The organism is Cupriavidus sp. SK-3, assembly GCF_000611145.1.
In the GTDB taxonomy this organism is placed as follows: Bacteria; Pseudomonadota; Gammaproteobacteria; order Burkholderiales; family Burkholderiaceae; genus Cupriavidus.
Genome location: NZ_JFJV02000243.1, coordinates 22,390 through 45,493, shown reverse-complemented (window position 1 = coordinate 45,493; position 23,104 = coordinate 22,390). Strand labels below are relative to the sequence as shown.

Below are 23,104 nucleotides of genomic sequence, written 5' to 3'. Positions count from 1 at the left end.
CCCTCGGCCATGGCAAGCGTTTTCTGAAATGAACCCTGCAGTAACAAATAAGATACTTATGAGCCACCTTTTCCACAGACAACTTCCATTGGTGCAATGCCACGCGCGGTCGACATGCAATCATTCCCCGCCCTTCCGATATGGCGCGACTGACTTAGTCCTGCTCGTACGCCCGCCTCAACACGGCGATGTCTAGCTTACGCATCTTGAGCATCGCCTCCATGACTCGGGCCGACTATCCCCGCGGCGGCAAATTCCTCGGCAGGACAATCTACATCCGTGGCGCGCTGTCCGATGTCAATCTCTTCGCGCCGATGCAATGCAGTCGTGACACCTCCATGCTAGAGCGCGGTGGAGTGCGAACAAAGCGCGTAGAACGCGCAGCGTCTCACCCCACCGCAGCCATACGCACCACCATGCGTCACACCTTGACTTAATTCTGACTTAGAAAAATCTCAGTTGGATTAGGTGCAGTTTGCGCTATTTTCACAACATCCTAGACATGTGCCCATGCGCCGTTCCATCAGGCGAAGGCGCTTTCAATCCAAGTGGAAAGAACCGCGATGCGGACCTCAAGCACCAAACTCACCCTTAAGCTGGTTGCCACGCTTTGCCTCGTCGTGCTGTTGCTCGGCAGCGCATATGGACTCTTCGGCCAGCCTGGTGGCAGCGAATTGCCGCAAGCCGCTAGTGGCGGCCAGCCCGACACCCTGTTGTCCTTGCTGATACATATCCTTGGCCCAGTGGCCGCGATCCCAGCCCTGATCGGCATGTGGTCACAGCGATTCCCGGCTCTGGGTGGCCTGGTCCTGGCCTGCCCCGCCATTGCCGCATTGCTGCTGCACAGATTTGTCGTAGGTTGAGCGAGGCGTCCTACCGTGCCAGGCCCACCCTTCTTCCAGCCTGCGCGTCACCCTCCCCCGCCGGCTTCTCCACGCGCCCTGCTCCTCGCCTGCCGACAACCGCAACAGGCTGCAAAGGAACCAAAACTGATGCCAGGCACCCAATAATGACCGCCGGTTCCACGGCCATATTGGAAGGGAGCATGAAGAAAACCTTGTGGGGACTACTGACAAGCTGCACGCTGCTGGCAATTCTGGGCGGATGCGCCAGTCAGAGCAATGAAGGCCGGGAATCAAGCATTACCGCCTACGGCGTCGTTGACGTCGGCATCTCACGCACCAGTGAGAAATAGCGCGACGCGCGCGACCGCTCCGGAGCGAGGGCGGACAGACAAAAAAAGAGCCCGCTGCGCGGGCTCTTAAATTAGCGATCTCAATTGCCCTGAAGGCCTCGGTAATCTATCTGTCATTTGCTATTCGTACTATCCGGGTAAACCGAAGCAAATCTACAAAATCAGGCTCTTGTACGCAGGGCGGCATACAAACCCGCGTCGCAGCCATGGTAAAAAAAAGCCCGCACAAGGCGGGCTTAACAATCAGTTGAAGAAAACCCTGTATTCGAGGGCAGGCACAGTGTAAGAAGTTGCGGCCGCTTGACTAATTAGGGGAATCCCTTTGCCATGGCGGGAAATCTGTCCGTTGCGGCGATCAAGTGCGCGTAGCGGCCCCTCTTAGTACACGAGCATAAAAAGGGGATTCGAAGTTAGAGGAATCGCTCCAATCTGCGCAGGGCCAGCCGCCCGAAAGCCGCATTACCCAGGGCATCCAGGCAACTGACCTGGATAGGCTGCGCAAACTCATGCCACTTCGCGGGATAGCTCGCTGCCCTTCCCCAGATGCGCGCGCGCCTCCTCAAACAACGCATCGACTGCAGCGCGCGTACGCACTGCATGCATGCGGCGAGCATCCGACAAGACCCGCCGCCAGCCACGGCCACCGTGGATACCCCTATGCAAGCCCAGCATATGACGCGTAACCGCTCCCATATAGCCGCCCTGTTCGACCAGATCGCCGATGTAGCGCTGCATTGCCAGCTCAACCTCCAGTCGTGACGGCACGGGCGTCTGTGCGCCGTAGAAACGGGTATCCATCTCTGCCAGTACATACGGCTGGTGGTAAGCCTCGCGCCCGATCATGACGCCGTCCACATGCGCCAGATGCTCGTCCATCTCATCATGCGTGACGATGCCGCCATTAATCAGGATTTCCAGTTGCGGGAACTCCCGCTTGAGCTGGTAAGCGACCTCATAACGCAGCGGCGGGATCTCGCGATTCTCCTTTGGGCTCAACCCTTTCAGGATCGCATTACGCGCATGCACGATAAAGGTCTGGCATCCCGCATCGGCCACGCTACCGACGAAGTCTCGGACGAAATCGTAGTGCTCGATCGTGTCAATACCAATACGATGCTTGACGGTCACCGGGATCGATACTGCGTCGCGCATCGCCTTCACGCAATCCGCCACCAGTTCCGGCTCCGCCATCAGGCACGCGCCGAACGCGCCCCTCTGGACGCGCTCGGAAGGGCATCCGCAGTTGAGATTGACTTCGACATAGCCCCACTGCTCGCCCAGCTTCGCCGCTGCGGCGAGATCGGCGGGCTCGCTACCCCCGAGTTGCAGCGCAACAGGCTGCTCGGTGGCGTTGAAGTCCAGGTGGCGAGCTACATCGCCATGCAGCAGCGCACCTGTGGTCACCATCTCCGTGTACAGCCAGGTACGGCGGCTCAGCTGCCGGTGAAACATGCGGCAGTGACGATCCGTCCAATCCATCATCGGTGCAACCGATATTCTGCGGCCCGTTGATTTTTCTGGGGATCCGCTTCCAGCTTCGGTTTGCGGGGAGTTCTGAACGTGTACCATTACCTGCCGTTACTGCCTATTTAGGCTCATTTTTGAGCTTGGGTGTTACAATGTTGCACCGAAAAAAACCATGTTGCACCGGGGATTATGGGCACAATTCTTCAGCGCGAACGCAAGGACAAGAGTATAGGTTACACCGCCGTGATCCGCCTGAAGCAAGGCGGCAAGGTGGTGCTCACCGAAACCAAGACGTTTGATCGCCGCCAAGCGGCCGCGACCTGGATGGAAAAGCGCGAGCGCGAACTGGCGCAGCCCGGCGCGCTCGAAACCGCGCAGCGGGATGACCCACTGCTGAGTGCCGTAATCGACCGCTATATAAGAGAGTCTCGCAAAGACATAGGCCGCACAAAGACACAGGTGCTCGGCGCCATCAAGGCGGCACCGATTGGCTCGATGCACTGCTCAAAGATCCGAAGCCAAGAGATCACACAGTTTGCGCAAAGCCTCGGCGTACTGCCGCAAACGGTCGGCAACTACCTCGCCCACCTCGCATCGATCTTTGCGATAGCCCGCCCGGCTTGGGGCTACCCGCTCGATCAAACGGCGATCGATGACGCTCGCAAGGTGGCGAAGAAGCTCGGCGTGACGAGCCGCTCCGTAGCCCGCAACCGCCGGCCGACCCTGGCCGAGCTCGACTTGCTCATGGAGCACTTTGGCAAAATCCGCGCAAAACGGGTGGACAGCACTCCTATGCAGGCGCTCACTGCCTTCGCCATCTTCTCCACGCGTCGACTGGAGGAAATGTGCCGAATCACATGGAACGATCTTGACCAGGCAGGCAGCCGTGTCATGGTGCATGACCTAAAGCACCCAGGAGAGAAGATCGGCAACAATGTCTGGTGTGATCTCCCGCCGGAGGCAATGCGCATAATCCTGGCCCAACCGAAGCGAGAGGCCAGAATATTTCCGGTCAGCAGTGATGCAGTAAGCGCTGCCTTCACCAGAGCGGCGAAGTTCCTTGAGATTGACGATCTGCACCTGCATGACATGCGGCACGAGGGCGCCAGCAGACTATTCGAGATGGGGCTGAGTATCCCGCGCGTGGCTGCTGTTACCGGGCATAGGAGCTGGCAGAGCCTGAAACGGTACACCCACCTGAGGCATGTCGGTGACCGCTTTGTCGGTTGGAAATGGCTCGATGTAATTGCCCCGCTGGAACTGTCGGCACAGAACTCGAACCCCCGCAACTCGGTATAAACACAGGCTTAGATGGAAGATGCTGGCAAAATGCTGGCAAATCGGGCCGCCGATGACTGGGCGCATGGAAGCCTTCGCGTGCACAGCTATACTGTACATCCATACAGGTATGCTTGACTGCCATGCTCCCACCCAACACCCCAGAGGCCTGGACCCGCGCCTTGCGTCATGCCGTGCGCGGCGGCACGCCGGACCTCTACGGCGACCCATTCCATATGGGCCTGTACATCCTGGATCCCAATGGCCAGCCGCGCCAGGAGATGGACTCCCGCGCTCACCATGAGTTTTTAAGAGGCTGGTTCAAGCGCTTCATCCTGCGCACTGACTTGCCAGAGCAGAACGCCCGTGTCTGGACATGCTTTTGCCCCTGGACGCAATCCACACAGGATCCCCCGGTATTCCTGACCCACCTTATCGCGCCCAGCGTCGACAAGATTTTCACCTCGACAACGTGGCAAGATGCGCAGGACAAGCACCGGCGCGTTGCCGAGAAGGCCCGTCGGGTGCTGCCACTCACACCCCTGCCAGGAGATGAGGATGTGCAATAACTACGCACCAGTCCAGCGCCAGCTTCTGCGCGACGTCTACGGCGTCGAGCCGCCACCGCTTGACTACCCGCCCGAGACCTGGCCGGACTATGCCGCGCCGATCATTGTGAGCAACGGAGGCGGCTGGGAGGCGCTGGTGGGCACGTTCGGCATGGTGCCAAAGACCCGGATCCCGCCCGGAGTGGCCAAATTCGACACCACCAACGCGCGATCGGAGACGGTCGGTGAGAAGCGGTCGTTCTCCGGCCCCTGGAAGAAAGGGCAACTCTGCCTAGTGCCGGCAACCGGTTTCTACGAGCCGAACTACGAGAGCGGCCCAAAGTCCGTGCGCTGGCGGATCTGGCTGAAGGACGAGCCCGAGTTCGCCATCGCGGGCCTGTGGCGAGATTGGTCGGATGGCGCCTTCTCGTTCACCATGCTGACCATCAACTCGGACAAGCATCAGCTGATGAACCGCTTCCACGCCCCGGGCAAAGAGAAGCGGATGATCGTGATCGTGCCGCGGGCGGAATGGGATGACTGGCTGACTTGCCGCAATCCCGAGCGAGCACGCAGCTTCATGCGGCCCTACCCGCCCGAGCTGATGGATGCTGAGCCGGCGCCGCACGCACCTCGAGCAAAGGCTGCCGAGTAGCGTCCCATGACAACCTGCGGTGATTCACTCTCGGCCATCATCGGCTGCTGAGCAGTCGCGCGCAAAGGTCCGCTACCAGTTGGCCGGTGTTCTCCGGCTAGCCGGACTCAGCTGGATTCGCAGTGACGACTTGCAGCTGATCGCACTGCCACCGGGCGCGCGGAACATCACTACTTAGGAGTGATGTCGACAACTCCTGCACCGATTCCACCGTCACCTGTCTGAGCTATTTGAACCGTTATTTTCGACAAAAACTTGGAGGGAGAAGCCATCCACTTCATTACTGCGATCTTTTCATCACCACCCTGGATTTCTTCGCCGGTCCGATTTGCTTGCAACAGATCTTGAACTACGCCTGCGGCGAGATCGGGAATGCTCAATAGATCGTCCAGATGACTCTTCGTATCAAAGGACTTTCCAAATCCAATGACATCAAATCCGTGCTGCATGTACATTGGGATAACACGCTGAAATATCGTCTGTGTATCCGAGAATTTTCGGTTCGAACCTTCGTCATTGATCGTATCTTTGTCGCTGTACCAAAGGAGCCTGTGCCTGTCGACCGTAAGGAGGGACATGAACGCGGCCAGTATATGGCAGACACGAAACACCTTTTCCGCTGCAGGGCCGTGCCAAGTCCCGAGGCCCTCAGTCATTAACTGTTCGACCATGACCGGATGCGCTTGTTTTTTCTTCACACCGAAAACCGTTTCTATTCTTTTTTCGATCGCTACCGTAATGATCGCGCCATGAATTAAGTTATCGACTAGTCGGAGATATTCGGGGAGTGCACGACTCCTAGGGCCGCTTTTTAGTTTCTTGTACGCGAATTCACTGTAGGGTGCGAGCAGGTCATGCTTTTCCCTCAGTTCCTGCACCTGCTTGGCAAAAGGTCCGACTTTGTCGTACGCGACAAATAAGAACGAGTAAGTGTAAAAGTGCGCTGTAGGATGCTCACCTCCAAAGTCGGACATCACCGCGATCTTCTTGTCATCCGAGAAGTCTGGCAGTTCCTTGATCTGCCGCACTAGATCGGCTAACAGATGTGAGAAGTATGGATACTCAGCAGTAACCATCGGCATATCAAACGGGCCGCTCTTCAGAATTTTTTGCGAGGGTGGACGCAACAAAACGATCTTTGGCGAATCGTGAAAAATACCCATGCCCTGCTCGCTCGCCGCGGCGACAATCGCCTTTTTAAATGGTGGTTTCATTGCTTTGTCGAGAGGTGCTGGTTAGGATCGGGCATCGATTGGCGGAGGCCCCCATGTGGTTCGAATTTCGCAAGCTCGTTAGTGTACAACCGGATCATTTCGGAGCCGCCGATGACGAATTGTTCAACGTTCTTGAGCGAGTGACGCTAATACCTTGAAAGCAGTCATAGAACCCACCTCAGCCGAACGGCTGAAGCGGGTCGGAAACGATTGGTCGCCCAAGCCCGGCGTTACGCCGGCTTTCCATCTCGACTGCCTGGCAGCTAGAACAGCCCGGCTGGCTCAGCCTGGCGATCCCAGCTGTAGATGATCACCTCCCGCCGCGCGGCCAGCTTGTCGCCGCCACCCACCTGGTAGTTGATGTCGAGCGTCTCCATCTGGAAGCCAGCAAAGATCCGCCGGATCTCCGGGTGGTCGTTCAAGCTCACAATCGCCTTGCCCTTGAGCCGGCGCATCACCTCCGCCATGCGCTCGTATTGCTCGAGCGGGAAGTCGACGCCATAGCCCTCGGTTTCCCAATAGGGCGGATCCAGGTAGAACAGCGTGTGCGGTCGGTCGTAGCGCGCGATGCACGCTGCCCAATCCAGCTGCTCGATGTAGGCGCTGGCCAGGCGCAGATGGGCGGCAGACAGGCTCTCCTCCAACCGCAGGAGATTCAATCCCGGCGGCGTGGTGGTGGCGGTGCCAAACGTCTGCCCCGCCACCTTTCCACCGAAACAGGCCTGCTGCAGGTAGTAGAAGCGCGCGGCTCGCTGAATGTCGGTCAATGTCTCCGGCCGCGTGTCCTTGAGCCACTGGAACACCGTGCGGCTGGTGAGCGCCCATTTGAATTGCCGCACGAACTCCTCCAGGTGGTGCTGCACGACGCGATAGAGATTGACCAGCTCGCCGTTGACGTCATTGATGACTTCCACCGCCGCCGGCGGCCGCATGAAGAACAGCGCGGCGCCGCCGGCGAACACCTCCACATAGCACTCATGGGCCGGGAAGCGGGAAAGCAGGGTATCGGCCAGGCGGCGCTTGCCACCGAGCCAGGGAATGATGGGTGTTGCCATTGTGTGGTGAGCCTTTCACATTTTGATATGATTTGCCCGCCTCCTAGGAAGGTGGCAGGGCCTTGGCTGGGCTCACTGGGTCGTTCAGTGTGTTCGGTGGCCACCGCCGGTGCTCCAACACCGACAGTGGCCGCCCTGTCTTTACTGCTGCGCCTGGTTCAACGTGTCGCGGACGGCGTTGTAGGCGTCGATACAGGCGTTGGCGTCGCGGATCCCGCGGTCGCCGTCTCTGGCGATGCCGTCGAGAGCTGCTGCAGTCTCCGGAGCAAGTTCGGCTCGCGCTTCACCAGCTCCGCCGGCAGCGCCGGGATCTGCGGTGGCGCCACCGGCGCCGGCCTGACAGGAACTGACGGCGAGGGACAGCCGGCGAGTGCCAGACAGGTACTCAGCGCGAGCAGTAGCTTTTGCGATGTCTTCACGATCTCTCTCCTCTTTGGCGTGTTTCACCACGGCCGCGATTGCCTCTCCGGCCGCGCGCTCCAGCCCGCGGTACTTCGTGACCTGGTCGGCCTCCGCTCGCGCGGCAGCCTCCCGCTCGCCGGCGATCTGCTCGCGCAGCTCGGCCAGCGCCCGCTCATAACGATTGCCCTGCAGCCACCAGGCGGCAGAGCCGCCCAGCGCCACGCCGGCGGCCACCATCAGAAAAGCCGCCAGCAGGCGGCTCTTCCAGGCGGCTAGAAACTCAAGCGCCGTTGCCATGCCGGCCCTCGCTCTGGCGCAGCCTGCGCTTGAAGTAGCCCTCCAGGGCCTGCGAGCCACCGATGCCCAGCATGCTCCCCATGCCGACAAGCGCCACCGGGTCTAGCCCAGGGAACTGGATCAGTGCCATGCCGGCCACCATGGACGTGGCCGCCCCCATCACCGTCCGCCCGATCGCCAGGCGCACGGTGAGCCTTTCGTCGCTGGCCAGCAGCTTGCCCAGGCCGATCATGGCGCCCAGCAGCGCCAACATAAACAGACTCTTCTCAGGTTCTTGCATGGGGCTCCTTTACCCTTGAATGCATTGCGTGGCGTGCACGTAGCGCTGCATGCGGTCGTCCAGCCCGTTGTAGCCGCCGTTGATGCGCTTGGTCAGTGCGCGCTGGTCGCCGGCGTCGGCCAGCTGGTTGCAGCCGTTGGCGAACCAGAACCACCCGGCCGAGCGCGCGGCCAGTCGGTCGTCGGTGGCGAGCAGCTCGGGCTGCCTGACCAGGTCGACGCCGAGGGCATGGCTGCAGGCCATGTAGTTGTCGTGGAACGTGATCTGCTTGAGACCGCGGCCGCGGTACCGCCAGCCATCCCCGGTGCTAGCATCGCCGTTGCCGTAGCGGCCGGCGTAGACGATGCTGGCGATGCGCTGCTGGTGCTCGAGCGGCACCATGCGCTCGCCGGCCTGGCGGCCGAGGGTCTTGGCCAGCGCCGGCGAGAGCCGCTTGTCGAAGGTATCCAGTAGCCCACCCACCGAGTAATCGAAGGACTCCGCCAAGGTGGAGAAGCCCTTCGATTCATGGCCGACCTGTGCAATCCAGGCCGCCACCCGGTGAGGGAGCAGGATGCCGAACTCGAACAGCGCGGCGTCGACGTGCGGCCACCAGCGATCGGCCAGCGCATCGTTGATGCCGGCCGCCTTCTGAAAGGTTGTTTTATCCATGACCTCGAATTGAAAAAGCCCGCACGCGGCGGGCAAGAAAAAGCCACCCCGCAGGGTGGCCGGTGGTGGTGCGGCTGGCGTGCTAGGCCGTGAGCAGGCGGTAGGCCTCCTCCTGCGTGATGTCCAGGTCGTACTTGCTGGACAGTGAGGCCGACAGCTGCAGCGCCGCCGGCGATCCGGCCACCGCCAGTTGCGCGCGATAGGCCTCCAGCTCGAGGCGCAAGCGCCAGCGGCGGCTGACCTGGTACAGCAGGCCATTGAAGCCCAGCCAGCGCCAGAATTGCCGCGCATGGGTCTGCTCATGCGCCAGCAGTGCGGCACTGGTACCGGGCCGCACCAGCACCACCGGACCGACCGTGTAGCCATCGAAGCGGGCCGGGATGAGGTGACGCGTCTGCACCACCAGGCAGAGAGGGCGCAGGCAGAGCTTCATTATGCAAACACCCGGAAAGGTGTTTCCGGTGGCGCAATCAGGTACGTCGACAGCTCACCCGGCTCCAGCTCGCGGGCAAGGCGCAGGTTGGCGAAGTACCCCGGCTGGTAGGTCAACGGCACGCCGTCCGCATCGTAGGTCTCCGGAATTTTGCCGATGTAGTCGAATGCCTCGCCGGGATTGGCAAAGTCATCGGCTAGCGTTTTCAACTCTGCTTCGTCGATTGAATGCAAGAAGTAGTCGTAGAAGTCCATTATTGCACCATCGAAAGGGGCGCCAATTCCGCATTGGCCTTGCGAACCGGAATGTAATTGAAGTGTTGAATCGAACCGTTGAAATAGTCGCCACCTGCGTGGATTGCTGCGCCCAAGCGGAAACGGTCGACAACCGGAACATTGCCCGCAAGCGAGTTGAAGACAGCTGCCGCGCCATTGACACTCATTGCCAAGTCGTCTTTGCCCCAAGCAAAAGCGGCACGTACCACAGTGCCAGGGGTTAGCGTCGGACCCGCAAGACTTCGGCTACCGGCGTTGTTAATCAAAAACGTAAGAGTACCAACGGTATTAACGTATGGCGTAATCCTGCTAGTCGTACCGCCGTCACTAAAGTTGAACAAACCAGCATTCATCCCAGGTTGAGGAACGACAAACTGTACAACTACCGTTCCACCATTCGGATTAAACGCCAGCTTGGTAAGGTCGGTAATCAAAGCCGAATCAGCCGAACGTGTAACTTGCGCCGCGCTTGTAATGATTGGGGAAGTCGGTACTAGGCCGGTTTCAATCTGATTATGTGAAACTAGAATACCGGACGTACCGTCGCCCGCATAGCTTGAACCATTGGCGTCATTGGCGACGAGATTTACAAGGGTCGCAGCTACGCCACCAAAAGCCGCTTGCCCGCCAACATAGCAGAGATACCAGCCGCCACCAAGATCAATCATCCCTCGCGTTTTAACAACTGCCGTTCCGGAGGCATAGTCGATAATGGTTTTATCAATTAGGTTGAATTTGCCCCCCATGTTATCGGCATTTACGCCGTATAGCCAAAAGTTCTTATATCCGTTGACTTTGACGATAGCCGATAAACAAACATCGGTATTGGCCGGAACCGAGTTGCCTCGCCCAAGATAATGGTTGCCGGTTGTGGTATCAGGCACGATGTTTTGCGCATTCCACCCGGATATTCTACCGACTCCGGCATCTAAATTGCTAACAAACGCCTTATTCCAAACACCAGCTTTTGTGTCGGTAGAATAGGTTAGCGTATTTGTAGCCGACCCGTTTGTCGTCAACCCAGACGGATTTCCCACAATGTCATACTGCATCGACGGAACATTAATCGCATCTTGGATGTACAAGCCATCGCTACCGCGTCGGTAGCGCGTAGTGGCTCGCGTAAAGCTCAGGATTTGATCGAGTGTTTTCTGTGCAAGCATTATGCTTTTACCTTGAAAATGCCGAGTAGCCCATAAGGCCAAGCCGGATCGTCGTCCCAGCTCAGATAGTCCTGCCCGACGAAATTGAGCTGCAGCGTCGGCTCATTGACGGCGACGAAGTTGAGCGACATCGTGCCTTGGGCCAAGTCCAACACGTCGTACCGCCCCCTGCCTGCCATCGTTACGCTGTAACTGATGCCGAGCCGCATCACAGCACCACAAAGTCGCTAGCCGTGGTCCCCGTTGCGTTGATGCGGATGCAACGAATCGGCAGGATGCCGCCGGGCCAGTTCTTGAAGGGCACTGCGACCCCGTCGTCTCGCACCGCCACCACATCGCCGGGTGTACCGACATAAACCGAACGGGAGAAAGTTGCGAAGTCGACGGTGTCACTCTTGATCGCCGTGTAGTAATCGCGAGACGGCGAATCGAGCCCCTGCTGGTGAAACTTGAATTTGTCCTCTGCGGGCATGCAGACCTCCAAAAATGAAAAAAGCCACCCGAAGGTGGCGAGATGGAAACGGTGCGCGAAGCGCTACAGCTTGATCAGGTCGAGTTGGAAGGACCCGGTGCCGGTGAATAGGGTGGCTGCCGGCGACCCGGCCGCAAGTTCTGGGGTACGCCAGTTTCCTGTGCCGGAGTAGTAGCTTAGGGTCACCTCACGGATGAACCCAAAATCGTTGTCGAGCAGCCGCGCCTTGATGTCATTGCGGAAGCCGGGGTCAGAGGCAAAGACCAAAGTCGTCTGTACCAGGCCACCGTACGTGGACGTCATGAACTGCCGGATCTGCACATTGCCGAGGTACGCGTCAATCTGTGGAACGAGGGCCCCGACGAACGCTACGCCGGAGAATCCATAGTCAGCGCCGAGGACTCCTGCATCCACAGCCCCCCAGTAGGGTCGCGTCTTGCCCAGCAGTTGCGACATCGACACCGAGGTGGCAAGCCGCGAGACTCCCGCCAGGCGCTTGACGCCTTCATAGGCCATATCAAGGCCGGCGCCGGCACGCAGCTCGGCGGCGACCTCCGAGAGCGAGAGTGGCGGGACGGAAGGCAAGGTCATACCCGCCCTCCTTCGAGCTGGCGCACCCGCAGCGACAGCGCCTTGACCGCCTCGATCAGCACCGGCCCCAACGTGCCGTAGTCGACCGACAGCAGGCCGCCTGCGCCTTCAATGACCGCTTCCGGCAGCACCTCCCGCAGCTCCTGCGCGATCACGCCCACGTGCATGCGCCCGTCGTCCAGGTCAGTGCGGGTGTATCGCACACCGCGCATTCGCTCCACCAGGCCCAGCCCGCCCTCGATCGTCACGATGTCCCGCTTCACCCGGGCATCCGAGGTCCAGGTCACGTTCGAGGAGGCTTTGAAGTAGCCGGTGACCATCAGGTCGCCCTGGAACTGGAACTTGTCGGCATTGTTGTCGACGCCCCCACCGAACAGGTGTCGGCCCGCACTGTTGACCATGTGCTCGGCGACATTCGTGCTGAAATCCCGCGCTGCCGCCGTGTTGCGCAGCAGGGAATAGGCACCGCCCTCGACTTGCGTCTGGAATACACCCACCGCGCCGGCCTGATCGGTTTCCATGTAGCGCACCAGCGGTTGCGTATGGCTCATCGTCAGGGTCGGGAGCGACTGCGACCAGGCCACGCCATTGGCCGCGGCATTGACCGCCAGGAACTTGTTCGCATTGCCGGCCAAGGCGGGGATGCCAGCCGATGCTTGCGCCGCTGCGGCATAGGTCTGCGCCTGGCCGGCCGAGGTGGCCGCCGCATCCCGATAGCCGAGCACCGTCTGCGCGGTGGCTTTGACCCAGACCACCACTTTCATCCATTGCGCCAGCGCGATCATGAAGCGCGTGCGGTGGCCACCGTTGCCGAGTCCGGTGGTGGCGCTGTCGCTGTCGTCAATGGTGATGTTGTCGCCGCCGACGTCCGGCGTAAAAGTCACGCTGGTCATTTAGAGTTCCTCGATTTCAAAAGCGTTGCTGTGATTGCCGACCATGACGCGCGCGATCGGGCTGAGTTGACGCAGGCGCCCCAGGTAGGACTGGCGCAGCAGGTTGATAGCATCATCCTTGTCCCAAACCAGCAGGAGCTCGCCATCGATGCCGGCCTTGCGCTGGATCTCGAAGACGCGCCCCAGGGCCTCATCCTTCGACAGGTAGCCCAGCTCGAAGCGCGTGACGCGCCGGCCGGCCTTGCGATCGAAGTACGGTGCGCCGGACATGGCCCGCTGCATGCCGGTATCGGTCTCCCAGCCGATCGAAGCGCCCCAGTTGGCGTTGTAGATCGGCTGCCAGGCACTCCCCACGAACATGCGTCCGAACTCGACATAGCCATCCGGATTGGTCTCGTCGTCGACCTCCACCCGGATGTAGCGGCCGGCCACTGGCTTCGGCAACACCGCCAGCAACAGAGACGGATATTCCTTGCGCTCCTCCTCGGTGATGCTGCCCGCCCAGAAGTTGTCATCCTCCCATTCCAGGACGCTGGTGGGGAACAGCGTCGGCCACGCCAGCTGCCAGTCCGGATCCCATGCCAGGTAGGTCTGCGTGGCGAAGTCCATCAGCACGGTGGGCCCGCCGTCCGGCGGTACCGTGACCGCGTTGTCGTAGACCGTGCTGGTGAAGCCCGGATTGTTGGCCACGCGCACCCGCCACTTTGCCGCGGTGGACAGGTTGTGTCGGACGACGGCCACCACCGACACCAGGCGACTGCGGCCGAGATCCAGCGTGAATTGCGTGTCGGCCTTGCTCGCCGTTGCCGTACGGGCCACGCGCGAGAGCTGGCGATCCTTGAGGTTGTCGCGCGAGATCTGCCAATTGCCACCGCTCAGCGTGCCGGTGTCGGTGATATTGGGATGCGCCAGGAGAACGTTCGCCACCCTACCCCCACAAAGTCAGTTTCACGGTGTCGGAATCGACACCGGCATCCAATCCGATCACCCGCAGCAGCCGGCCGGCGAGCCCATAGCGCGGATGGTCCAGGGCCACCACCACACCCAGGTCGACCTGGTCGCCCAGCTCGGACAGGGGCACCTCGACGTCGACCAGGATGCGCCGCACGCTGTACAGCGCGCTGCGCCGGGTCGCCTCCGCTGCGGCATCCGCCTCGGCGACCAGTGCCGCATCGAATGTCACGGCTTCCGAGGAAGGCCACGCCGTTTTGACCGCCACCACCTCGACGGCCGTCTGCCGGTACTCCTGCGCGAGAAAGGCCTTGCGCGCTTGCGCCACGCTGCCGGCTGGCTGTGCCTGCACCGTGTAGTTACGGCCAAAGCGCACCACCGCGCGCCAGTTCGGCACGCCGGCGGAACGCAACACCAGGCTGGTCACCGCGTCGACGGACCACTGCGCCACCGGCACGCCGGTCGGTGCCGTCAGCCGGCCCATGCGCAGGCGGTTGAGGCGATCGAAGCCGTACCATGCGCCGATGGCGTTGGCCAGCTCATCCATCACCGTCTGCGTGTTGGCCTCGCCGTCCACCCACACCCCCACCGGCGCACTGTTGGCGGCGTTGAGCGCTGTCACGTCGGCATCCACGATGTCGCCGGCCGGGATCTCCCCATCGAGCGCGAGCTGCTTGAGCAGCGCCCCGGCGCGCTGCTCCGCGGTGCCGGCATCCGCCGTCACCTGGCCGATCGGCATGGATCCCAACCGGAACAGGCCGAGCCAGCAACGGAAGGTGCCGGCCGCTGGCGCAGTGGCCAGCAGGTCGGCCTGGCTGGCATAGTCAGCACCACGCACCCAGGCGACGCCGTTGTCATAGACCACAGTCACGGTGCAGGCCTGGTCGGACACCTGGTAGACCAGCTTGGAGGTGTTGACGGCCTTAGCCGGCACATTGAACACGCCGCCATAGACGCGCGGCTTGTACTGGTCCTTGAGATCGTCCTTGGTGCCCTCCACGCCATCCGGGAGCATGTTGCTGCCGGCATACTTGGGCCGCGCCAAGGGCCGCCCCAGGAAGGCCAGGCGATCGCGCACCTGCAGGCTCATGGCGCCGTCATCCGCGCTCACGTCATCGAGCAGCCCCGACATCACCGTCGCCCAGCCGGACACCGGCGTGCCCGGCTGCCCCACCTTGACGGTGAAGGGCCGGCCATCGAACGCATAGTCGGCGACCAGGTTGTCCAGGCCACCATCGGTATTCAGCAGCCGGATCTTGCCCGCCGACGCGCGCGAGGCGCCGTAGGTGGTGGCCCGGTCGAACAGCGTGCGCGACAGCCGCGGCTGCTCCTGCAGGCGCCCCTCGAAATACGCATTGGCCGGCGTATCGGTCGGCTGCGTGGTGAAGCCTGCGCTGGCGAAGCGCAGCACCTCCACCGCCGCAGCCGAGATCCGCCAGGCGCTTACCTCTATCGCTATCGTCATGGTTTGATGTTGTTGGCAATGTCATCGAGCAGCAGGCGTTGTCGGCCGGCGGCATCGATCGTCTCTTGGTGGTTTTCCTCGGCCTGCTGCATCCGCGCAGCGGCCTGCCGGCGGCCATCGTCACGCAGCGCCCGCACCTCGGCCCGTAGCGCCTTGACCTCCGCCGCCAGCGCCGCGCTGCCGCCCCGGCCAAACTCTGACCAGTTCGGAGCCTGCCGATACCTAGCGTTTTCAGCCCGGGTCAGCACCCCCTCCCCTTCGTGAAGCTCGGCGAGGTAGCCGTCGAACGGCACATAGTCTTTGCCGTTGGCGTGCGAGCCGTCCGGCTTGAAGCCCTTGACGCTGTTGTAGTCGGCGGCATACTGCCCACCGCTGGCGTAGTAGGCGCGGGAGGCCTCCAGGAAGGCCTGCGCGATCTGGGTCCACTTCGACTGGGCATCGGCATCGCCGCCCAGCGCCGCGGATGAGGTCTCCTCATAGCGCCGCCTGGCCTCCGCATACTGCTGCTCGGGTGTCAGCGTCGACAGGTTGCCCAGATCCAGCGAGGCCTGGAACTCCCGCACCTGCTTACCGAAGGCATCAAACGCCTCGGTCAGCTGCGCGAAGGCTGGCGCGATGCCCAGCAGCGTGGCGTACAGCTTGCGGCCGCTCTCGTCGTTAAGGTTGATCCCATCCATCAAGGCGCGGAATGCCGCCTTGCTCTCCGGCATCGCCAGGTTCAGTGCGGCGAACTGGGCGGCCAGTTGCTTCCTGGCAAAGGCTTGCTGCTCGCCCGCGCTGTAGTACGCCTGGAAATAGCTGTTGAGCCCAGAGGTCAGCGCCTCCATGCCGCCGGAGACCTTGGCCAGCTCCAGTGCAGCCGATGCCGACAGGTCCGCAAAGCCCTTGAACGGCAGCTTCTTGACCGCGTCAGCAAACTGGTAAAGGCTGTCGAGCGTGGCCAGCACCGCCTGGACATCATCCGCACTGAGCTTGGAGGCGTCGATGCTGTCGATGTACTCCTTGAACGGCCGATCCAGGTTCGCGCTCTGCAGGCCCTGGATGATGGAGCGCTGCAGCTGCACGTTCAGGGCATCGAGCACCTTGCCGGCATCCTTCTCGCCGGACAGGTCGACGCGGTTATCCTGCCCCAAGCCGGCGAACACAAAGCTGCGGCCCTTCTTGGGGCTGACTTCCCAGCCAGCCCGATAGCCGCCGGTGCCGTCGAGCGAACCGCCATAGCGCTCGGTGAGCGACTGCAGCGAGCCATAGGTGGTCTCGATCGCCTTGGTCACCTGGTCGGCCGCCGGATCGCCGCCGGACGGCCCACCGCCCTTGCTGGCCTTGCCGCCATTCACGTTATAGCCAGCGCCGTAGCGGGTTTCCCCGCCGCCTCCAATCAACGAGCCGATGGCGGCACCCAACACCGCGCCGGCGATCGTGCCCACCACAGGTAACGCCGATCCCAGGCTGGCCCCCATGGCGCTGGCGGCAGCCGCACTCGACCCTGCCACTGCCAGCCCGCCCACAGCCCCCAAGGACCCACCCAGCGAGGAGTAGCCCTTGTTATTGAACAGGGCACCGCCCACCAGCCCCCCGGCAATCCCAGCACCGGCACCCCACAAGCCGGAGGCGCCATTGACCCAGGCGCCCATGCCACCACTGGCGCCGGAGGCAAAGCCGCCCGAGCTGGCCGTCGCGCTCAAGCCGGCGAAACCGAACTCGCCCGTTTGCGCAGCCAGCATGGCGGCCTGCTGGCTGCCCACGGTCAGGCCGGGCACCATGGCGCCATAGGCAGCCGAGTTGCCCACCAGCAGACCACCCAGCATGCCGTTGACGCCGTAGGCATCGCCGACCAGGTTGGACATCTGCATCAGGTTGGAAGTGCCACCCATGCCCCCACCGCTGCCGTAGCCGCCGGCGACACTGCCCGGGCCGCCACTGAAGCCCAGCGCCCCATTCACCCCCGCCTGGACATACTGGAAGGGGATGCGCAGCACCGTGGTCTTGAACAGGTTTTTGAGCCCGTCCACGAAGGTCTGCCCCATGTCCTTGCCAGCCTCAAAAGCCCGGAAAAAGGAATCGGTGAGCCCCTGCCCGATCTCGTCATAGACGCGCTTCCATTCCTCCGCCGTTTTCTTCGCCTGGTCATAGCGCGATTCGGTGGCCTCCTTGGTGTAGAGCGCATCCCGCAGGCGCTGGCGTGCCTCGATCTCCGCGTCAATCGCCTTGAGCTGCTCGCTCATGGGATCCAGCATGGCGATCGCTTCCCGCCGCTCCTGCAGGCGCGCCACGGTCACCGCCTCGATCGCCGAAGGCAGACGCCCATACAGCTCCGTTTCCTGCGTCACGGCCACAATGCGCTGCTCCAGCCCCAGCAGCGTCTTCTGGTCGAGATCGGTCTGCTGGCGGTACAGCAGATCGGTCTGGTCCTGCAGCGCGTTGGCGCGCTCCTGACCGAGGCTCTTGAGCTCGGCCTCAATGCGCACGCGCTCGCCGCGGTATTTCTCGCGCGCCGCCAGTTCCTTCTTGCCGGCGGCCAGGTCCTCCAGCTGCTTCGACTGCTCCAGCTCGCCCTCCAGGGCGGTCTGCCGCGCGTCATAGCTGCGCGTGAGCGCCTCGGTTTCCGTGATCTGCCCGGTACGGCGCAGGCGCTCGACATTGGCAAGCTCACGCTTGAGCGCATCTTCGCGCAGCTTGCTCTGCTGCTCGATCGCGGCCATCTGCCCGCCCAGCGCGTTCTGGAAGGCCTTGTTGGCCTCTTCCGCGTCCTTGGCCCCGCCAGCCCACTTGTCATAGGCCACCTTGACGCGCGCGGTGTAGGTCGTCAGGTTGATGGCGCCCTCGGCCAGCAGCGCCTTCTGCGTGGTGACGTACTTCTCGTAGTTCTCGTTGACCCCCTTGAGCTGGTTCTCGAACTTCTGGTTTTCCGCTTCCAGCTTGCGCACGCGATCGGCGCGCATGGCGGCCTCGGCGGCGACCAGGGCGTTTTCGAGCCGCGCCTCATCCAGCAGGTTCGGGTTGTACGGATTGGCCGCCCGCTGCTCCGGCGTGAGGGCGGCATTCCTGGCCTTCAGGTCTGCCAGCGCCTTCTTCTGGTCGACCAGCCTGGCGCCGTCGCCCGCCGGCGTGCCGTCGCGGATCTCGTTGCGCTCCCGGTACTTGGCAATCTGCTTGTTCAGGTCGTCAATGATCTGCTGCGTCGACTGCCCGCTGACCGCGACCTGCTTGCCCGACGAATCGACCGCCTCGCGCGCCGCATCCCGCTGCCGCGCCGAGTAGATCTCCCAGGCCGTGACGCCCAGGCCCAGCACCGTGACCACCGCGCCCAGGGGGCCGCCCAGCAGGCCTAGCGCCCGGGTCGCCAGCCCGGCGCCCGCGCCGGCGGCGGTCTGCGCCGTCGCCAGCGCCCGCTGTGCCACCGCGTTGGCTTCGGTGGCTGCCGCAATCTCCAGGTTGACCCGGACTTGCTGCTGGCCGAGTACCGCCAGCTCGGCGATCGCGGCCGAGCGGGCCGCCGTCGCCGCGGTCGCCTGCAGCTCGGCCTCGCGCACCAGGCGCAGCGAACCGGACAGCGCGCCGGTGGCCGTCGCCGCCGCGATGGTCGCCTCCGCGCTCTGCAGCGAGGCATTGGCGCTGGCCAGGCGGGCCATCTGTTCCGCGCGTGCCACCCCGAGCGCCGCCGTGGTGGCGCCGGTGTCGGCCACGACGCTAGCGGTATGCGCCGCCTTGGCCTCGGCGTCCAGCAGGGTCGCGGTGGTGTCCTGCCGCGTGGCATTGGCGGACAGGAGCGCGGCATCGGCTTTGCGGGCGAACGACGAGGCCGCATTGAGCGCCCAATCGGCCGCCTTGGCCGCTACCAGGCCAGTCAGGGCCGCCGTGACATAGTCCAGGTTGGTCGCCAGGAACGACACGCCGTCCGCCAGCTGGCGGAACACACCCGAAGCCTCGTTCATGTCCGAGATGCGTTTCATCAGCGCATTCTGCAGCTGGGTGAACGACTGCTCGACCGTCATCGGCATCTGCGCAAACTCGGCGCTGAGTTGCTTGCCCGCCTTGTCCAGCGCGTCGAGCAGCTGCGCCGGCACCAGCTGGCCGGCTTCGCCGAGCTTGCGCAGCTCACCGATCGAGACGCCCAGGCCATCGGCCAGCGCCTGTGCCAGGCGTGGCGCCTGCTCCAGCACCGAGTTCAGTTCTTCGCCGCGCAGCGTGCCGCTGGCCAGGCCCTGCGAGAACTGCACCAGGGCGGCCTGCGTCGATTCCGCGGAACTGCCGCTCAGCGCGATCGCCTTCGACACGTTTTCCGTGACGCGCAGGATCTTGTCCTGGCTGGCGCCCATCTCCTGCCCGGCCTTGGCCAGGTAGGAGTACGTCTGCGCCACCCCGGCCCATTGCTGGCGCGTGCGCTGCGCCACGTCGTACAGCGCGCTTTGCGTCTGCGCCGCACCCTGCGCCGACGACGACACCAGGCCGATCCGCGCCGACAGGTTGGTCGCCGCATCCGACATGCTGACCATCTCCGCAATGGTGAGCCCCAGGCCGATGCCGCCAATCGTGCGCATGAGGCCGTCGAACCGGCGGTTCAGCGCGTCGGTGGACTCCACCACCCGCCCCATCGAGCCCGCCATCCGGTCCGCACTGCGGGCGACGGCGACCGCGCTTTGATCGGCCCGGGTCGCCGCGCCCTGCAGGGAACTCTCGACGTCCCGGCCGAACTTCTTGGCGGTCGCGGCGCCGGCCGCCATCCCCTGGTTGTATGGGGCTAGATCGGCGGTGTACCTGACCACCATGTTTCCGAGCTCGGACACAGGCTTCCTCCCCTCAAATGAATGCACCCGCCGCAGCGGGTGCGAAAGCTATTGGCGACGCGACTCCGCCTCGTCAAGAAACACCTGCAGCGCCGCCCCCTCCATCAGCTGCAGGTCGGCGAGCAGGGCCGCACAGCGCTTGCGGCGGATGCCCTTTAAGCGCATGAAACTCTCCACCCCCGGGTAGTTGAGGCCGGTACGCACCACGCCAGCCATCGTGCCGACGTAGTTCCACTGCCGATCGATATCAAAGAAAAAGAACAGGGATTCCTTGTTGTCGGCGTAGTAGAAAAAATCCTCGCCGGTCGGCCGCGCGCGCACTGCATCGAGCACCTCCTCGGGTGCGCCGAATGCCGCCAGTGCGTCAGCGACATCGGCGGCAGCCTCGAAGTCATCCTCCCGGAAGCCAGCCCAATGGCGCGCGGCCGCAATCAGTTTTTTGCGCGCGCCGTGACGATGTTGTCCCAGAAGGCCTGCTGCACCGCTGCAGCCGCCGGCGGGATGCTCAGCAGGAATGCCTTGTTCTCCTCGTTGAACTCGGCGACCGTGCCATCGTCGGCCACCAGTTCTTTCCAGCCCACCAGCACCTCGCGCGCGATCCAGACCGGATCATTCGACCCCTCGACAATCCAGCGGGCTTTGAGCGCTTCCAGCTCATCCACGGTGTAGCGGGTGAAGCTGGCCAGGAACTGCGATTTTTCGAGAATGCCTTTCTCGTTGAGGACCTCGACGTTGACGCGCGCGCCGAAGGTGGGTTTCATTGCCAGGCGGAATGCCATGGGGATCTCCTGAAAAGGCAAAAGGCCCGCACTGCGGCGGGCCTTGTCGGGTTTTGGTTGGTGCGACCAGGTCGCTTACTTGACGGTGATCACCAGCTCGTCGTTGCCGGCCGACGGGGCGACGATCAGGTTGGCGGTCATCATCGCCACCCCATCCTGGTCGGTATAGGCCGGATTCGACAGCTGCACCTGCGGCGCATCGAACTTGACGATGTTGCCGGCCACGATGCCGTGCGTGATCGACAGCGCGCCGGTCAGGGCGCTGCCTACCGTCGACCACCAGTCTTTCGCGGCGACGGTACCGAGCTCCATGTTGACGCTGCCCGCCACCTGGCGATCGGTCTGGGCCACGCCTTCGTAGCCGATCAGCGAGCGCCAGACCAGGGTGTTGGCCAGGTCCAGCTGCAGCGCCTGCAGCGGACCGCTGTAGGCATGCATCGACCAGGCGGCCGTGTTGGTCTTGTTGACCAGCACCGGGCGCTTGAACTTGGTGTAATCGACGCCCGCCGGGTTGCCCGCATCGGTCACCGGATTGAAGGCGCCCAGGAACTTGTAACGCATCACCGGAATGCCCTTGCTGGTGATGTCGAACGCCACCGTGCCCATGCAGCCGAGCAGCTTGTGCATCAACCCGTCGATGTAGGCATAGATCGACACCGTCTCGTTGCTGCCGGTGATCGGCGCATATTTGACGTCGGTGGCCGCGGTCACCGTCTCCGACATGCCGCAGGCACGCATCAGCGGGCCCCAGGCGGGGGCGGTACCGGCCGCGCCGGAACCGGCGAGCTCCACCTCGAAATCCATCTCGCTGTGGATGCCGGCCGGCAGCTGGTCGCTGTTGCCGAAATAGGCGCGGATCAGGTTGCGCGGCACATTCTCGGCCACCAGCGGCTGGATGTTGACCGACCGCACCAGGATGGCATTGGCGGCACCGGTGGGAATCGCATCCGTACCGGACACGGTCTCGATTTTCGCCAGAATGACGGTCCGTCGATTGAGCTTTGGCATGGCTTACTCCTTGGAAGGGTTGTCGGGCCGCGTGGCGATTTCCAGCGCGGGGCCAGCGGTCGGGGTGCGCCGGCCCGTGGCGGGATCGAACACGAACGAGCCACCGACGCCGGCATATTCATCGGTGCCGATGGCGATTTCCGAATCGAGCGGCACACCGGCCTGCGCGGCCGGCAGGCCCTCATCCGCCGACGCATCATCGCCGGCCGTGGTTGTCATCATGGGGATCTCCTAGGCACTCAGGCTGTCGCGACTGGTGCGGTAAAACAGGTCGTAGTGGACGGTGCGGGCGCCGACGATGCCGCCGAGGTTGTCGTAACTCGGGGTATCCGTGCCGAGCTCGGCGATATCGATCAGGGCGGGATCCGTGAAGGCCATCACCACCGGATGGACCAGCGCCAGCGTGGCCTCGGAAATCGCATCCGGGTCAGCATCACGCGATACCACCGTAATGAGCAGCTCGGCGTGGCGATCGATCTCCGCGGTGGACTCGGCGCCCATCTGTTCCTGGCCGTGGTGGACCACCAGGACCCGCTTGGTGGTGCGCATGTCCAGCGCGGCGAACAGGGAGCGCGAGAACACCAGGCCGAGCTGCTGCAGCGTGGGCGCAGCCTGCAGCGCTTGCAGCACGCCTTGCGCCATTGCCTCTCGTTTGGTTGTCATGTCGGTACCGGATTAAGGTCGATCCGCACAAACGCGCCATCGCCATGCTTGGCGGGCGGGCCGACTGGGTTATAGGAGCCGGCGCTGTTGCCCTCGGTCACGACCACCACGTCCGCGGCGGTCAGGACGCCAAACACGTCCGCGCGGCCGAGCAGCTGCACGCCGGCGCCACGCGAGAGGCCGTTTAGCGTCTCGCCGGGCACCTGGCTGAGCAGCGCCAGCTGGGAAATGCCCCGGCTGGCCACCGTCACCAGGTCGCCGAAGTCCTCGACAAAGCCGTCGAGATCCTCGCCGGGCAGCATCAGGCCGGCGGGCCGGAGCCATCGCCGCCCTGGCCGTCCTCATCCTCCTCATCGCCATCCTCGTTGCCGTCCTGGCCATCGTCACCCTGACCGCCTGCCTTGGTGCCGGCACCCGTGGGTTCGGCCGCCTTCTTGCGCTCCACGATCTCGACGGCGCCGGCTGCCTCGAGCGCCTTGGCATCGACCGGCGAGACATCGAACACCGCGCCGGCGGAATGCACCTTCTTGCCGGTGTCGACCGGCCAGTTTGCTTTGACTTTCATGCTGCTCCTGAAAATGG

28 protein-coding genes are annotated in these 23,104 nt (G+C 63.1%); 5 read left to right on the top strand and 23 right to left on the bottom strand.

Annotation, left to right across the window (positions count from 1 at the left end; all coding sequences use genetic code 11):
• Positions 1-563: 563 nt before the first annotated feature.
• Together CF70_RS25735 and CF70_RS37075 are read left to right on the top strand one after the other, a co-directional pair.
• The gene (locus CF70_RS25735) at positions 564-863 is read left to right on the top strand and encodes a hypothetical protein (protein ID WP_035871389.1); all 300 of its coding nucleotides are present in this window, start codon (positions 564-566) and stop codon (positions 861-863) included.
• Between the two features lie 182 nt (positions 864-1,045).
• Positions 1,046-1,195, top strand: coding sequence for a hypothetical protein (locus CF70_RS37075; protein WP_200876810.1), 150 nt, complete (start codon positions 1,046-1,048; stop codon positions 1,193-1,195).
• A 504-nt stretch (positions 1,196-1,699) separates the two neighbouring features.
• On the opposite strand, the gene dusA is transcribed toward CF70_RS37075, so the two are convergent.
• Entirely contained in the window at positions 1,700-2,764 is a 1,065-nt protein-coding gene (gene dusA / locus CF70_RS25730; RefSeq protein ID WP_081862354.1) for a tRNA dihydrouridine(20/20a) synthase DusA, read from the bottom strand.
• A gap of 141 nt (positions 2,765-2,905) precedes the next feature.
• Here dusA and CF70_RS25725 point away from each other — a divergent pair, with 141 nt between their 5' ends.
• The 3 genes from CF70_RS25725 (at position 2,906) to CF70_RS25715 (ending at position 5,143) form a co-directional block, all read left to right on the top strand.
• Entirely contained in the window at positions 2,906-3,961 is a 1,056-nt protein-coding gene (locus tag CF70_RS25725) for a tyrosine-type recombinase/integrase (protein ID WP_235185211.1), read from the top strand.
• Positions 3,962-4,083: 122 nt separating this feature from the next.
• Positions 4,084-4,509, top strand: a complete 426-nt coding sequence (locus tag CF70_RS25720; RefSeq protein ID WP_035871380.1) for a hypothetical protein — start codon at positions 4,084-4,086, stop codon at positions 4,507-4,509.
• The gene (locus tag CF70_RS25715) at positions 4,499-5,143 is read left to right on the top strand and encodes an SOS response-associated peptidase (protein WP_035871372.1); all 645 of its coding nucleotides are present in this window, start codon (positions 4,499-4,501) and stop codon (positions 5,141-5,143) included. Before CF70_RS25720 ends, CF70_RS25715 begins: the two co-directional genes overlap by 11 nt.
• Before the next feature lie 170 nt (positions 5,144-5,313).
• Here CF70_RS25715 and CF70_RS25710 read toward each other — a convergent pair whose 3' ends face one another.
• The 22 genes from CF70_RS25710 to CF70_RS25605 all read right to left on the bottom strand — a co-directional run bounded on the left by CF70_RS25710 (position 5,314) and on the right by CF70_RS25605 (position 23,087).
• On the bottom strand, positions 5,314-6,357 hold the full coding sequence (locus CF70_RS25710; protein ID WP_051648984.1) for a hypothetical protein: 1,044 nt from the start codon (positions 6,355-6,357) through the stop codon (positions 5,314-5,316).
• A 263-nt stretch (positions 6,358-6,620) separates the two neighbouring features.
• A complete protein-coding gene (locus CF70_RS25705) occupies positions 6,621-7,412 on the bottom strand; it encodes a DNA adenine methylase (protein ID WP_035871369.1) in 792 nt (263 codons plus the stop codon).
• Between the two features lie 141 nt (positions 7,413-7,553).
• Positions 7,554-8,111 carry a hypothetical protein gene (locus CF70_RS25700; protein WP_051648982.1) on the bottom strand — a complete coding sequence of 186 codons (558 nt, stop codon included), beginning with the start codon at positions 8,109-8,111 and terminating at the stop codon, positions 7,554-7,556.
• Complete coding sequence (locus tag CF70_RS25695; RefSeq protein ID WP_035871366.1) at positions 8,095-8,391, bottom strand: phage holin family protein; 297 nt, start codon at positions 8,389-8,391, stop codon at positions 8,095-8,097. The genes CF70_RS25700 and CF70_RS25695 overlap by 17 nt, the downstream gene beginning before the upstream one ends.
• A gap of 9 nt (positions 8,392-8,400) precedes the next feature.
• Positions 8,401-9,042 carry a glycoside hydrolase family 19 protein gene (locus CF70_RS25690; RefSeq protein WP_035871363.1) on the bottom strand — a complete coding sequence of 214 codons (642 nt, stop codon included), beginning with the start codon at positions 9,040-9,042 and terminating at the stop codon, positions 8,401-8,403.
• Between the two features lie 82 nt (positions 9,043-9,124).
• Positions 9,125-9,475, bottom strand: coding sequence for a hypothetical protein (locus tag CF70_RS25685; RefSeq protein WP_349675122.1), 351 nt, complete (start codon positions 9,473-9,475; stop codon positions 9,125-9,127).
• Positions 9,475-9,729: a hypothetical protein gene (locus tag CF70_RS25680; protein ID WP_035871358.1), complete on the bottom strand. Its 255-nt coding sequence runs from the start codon at positions 9,727-9,729 to the stop codon at positions 9,475-9,477. The genes CF70_RS25685 and CF70_RS25680 overlap by 1 nt, the downstream gene beginning before the upstream one ends.
• Positions 9,729-10,913, bottom strand: a complete 1,185-nt coding sequence (locus CF70_RS36280; protein WP_152561920.1) for a phage head spike fiber domain-containing protein — start codon at positions 10,911-10,913, stop codon at positions 9,729-9,731. Before CF70_RS36280 ends, CF70_RS25680 begins: the two co-directional genes overlap by 1 nt.
• A complete protein-coding gene (locus tag CF70_RS25670; protein ID WP_035871348.1) occupies positions 10,913-11,122 on the bottom strand; it encodes a hypothetical protein in 210 nt (69 codons plus the stop codon). Before CF70_RS25670 ends, CF70_RS36280 begins: the two co-directional genes overlap by 1 nt.
• Complete coding sequence (locus CF70_RS25665) at positions 11,122-11,385, bottom strand: spike base protein, RCAP_Rcc01079 family (RefSeq protein WP_035871345.1); 264 nt, start codon at positions 11,383-11,385, stop codon at positions 11,122-11,124. The genes CF70_RS25670 and CF70_RS25665 overlap by 1 nt, the downstream gene beginning before the upstream one ends.
• A 63-nt stretch (positions 11,386-11,448) precedes the next feature.
• Complete coding sequence (locus CF70_RS25660) at positions 11,449-11,976, bottom strand: hypothetical protein (RefSeq protein ID WP_035871340.1); 528 nt, start codon at positions 11,974-11,976, stop codon at positions 11,449-11,451.
• Complete coding sequence (locus CF70_RS34010) at positions 11,973-12,869, bottom strand: tail fiber domain-containing protein (RefSeq protein WP_051648980.1); 897 nt, start codon at positions 12,867-12,869, stop codon at positions 11,973-11,975. The genes CF70_RS25660 and CF70_RS34010 overlap by 4 nt, the downstream gene beginning before the upstream one ends.
• Positions 12,870-13,796, bottom strand: a complete 927-nt coding sequence (locus CF70_RS25650) for a hypothetical protein (RefSeq protein ID WP_051648978.1) — start codon at positions 13,794-13,796, stop codon at positions 12,870-12,872.
• 1 nt (position 13,797) lies between these two features.
• Complete coding sequence (locus tag CF70_RS25645; protein ID WP_035871330.1) at positions 13,798-15,285, bottom strand: hypothetical protein; 1,488 nt, start codon at positions 15,283-15,285, stop codon at positions 13,798-13,800.
• Positions 15,282-20,072: a tape measure protein gene (locus tag CF70_RS34005; RefSeq protein WP_152561919.1), complete on the bottom strand. Its 4,791-nt coding sequence runs from the start codon at positions 20,070-20,072 to the stop codon at positions 15,282-15,284. The genes CF70_RS25645 and CF70_RS34005 overlap by 4 nt, the downstream gene beginning before the upstream one ends.
• A 48-nt stretch (positions 20,073-20,120) precedes the next feature.
• On the bottom strand, positions 20,121-20,405 hold the full coding sequence (locus CF70_RS36760; protein ID WP_160172294.1) for a DUF1799 domain-containing protein: 285 nt from the start codon (positions 20,403-20,405) through the stop codon (positions 20,121-20,123).
• Positions 20,406-20,503: 98 nt separating this feature from the next.
• Complete coding sequence (locus CF70_RS36755; protein ID WP_035871322.1) at positions 20,504-20,851, bottom strand: hypothetical protein; 348 nt, start codon at positions 20,849-20,851, stop codon at positions 20,504-20,506.
• 75 nt (positions 20,852-20,926) lie between these two features.
• Entirely contained in the window at positions 20,927-21,859 is a 933-nt protein-coding gene (locus tag CF70_RS25625; RefSeq protein WP_035871317.1) for a phage tail tube protein, read from the bottom strand.
• A gap of 3 nt (positions 21,860-21,862) precedes the next feature.
• Positions 21,863-22,081, bottom strand: coding sequence for a hypothetical protein (locus CF70_RS25620; protein ID WP_035871309.1), 219 nt, complete (start codon positions 22,079-22,081; stop codon positions 21,863-21,865).
• 9 nt (positions 22,082-22,090) lie between these two features.
• Positions 22,091-22,522: a hypothetical protein gene (locus CF70_RS25615; RefSeq protein WP_035871302.1), complete on the bottom strand. Its 432-nt coding sequence runs from the start codon at positions 22,520-22,522 to the stop codon at positions 22,091-22,093.
• The gene (locus tag CF70_RS25610) at positions 22,519-22,824 is read right to left on the bottom strand and encodes a hypothetical protein (RefSeq protein ID WP_035871299.1); all 306 of its coding nucleotides are present in this window, start codon (positions 22,822-22,824) and stop codon (positions 22,519-22,521) included. Before CF70_RS25610 ends, CF70_RS25615 begins: the two co-directional genes overlap by 4 nt.
• On the bottom strand, positions 22,824-23,087 hold the full coding sequence (locus CF70_RS25605) for a hypothetical protein (RefSeq protein ID WP_035871291.1): 264 nt from the start codon (positions 23,085-23,087) through the stop codon (positions 22,824-22,826). Before CF70_RS25605 ends, CF70_RS25610 begins: the two co-directional genes overlap by 1 nt.
• Between the last annotated feature and the right edge of the window lie 17 nt (positions 23,088-23,104).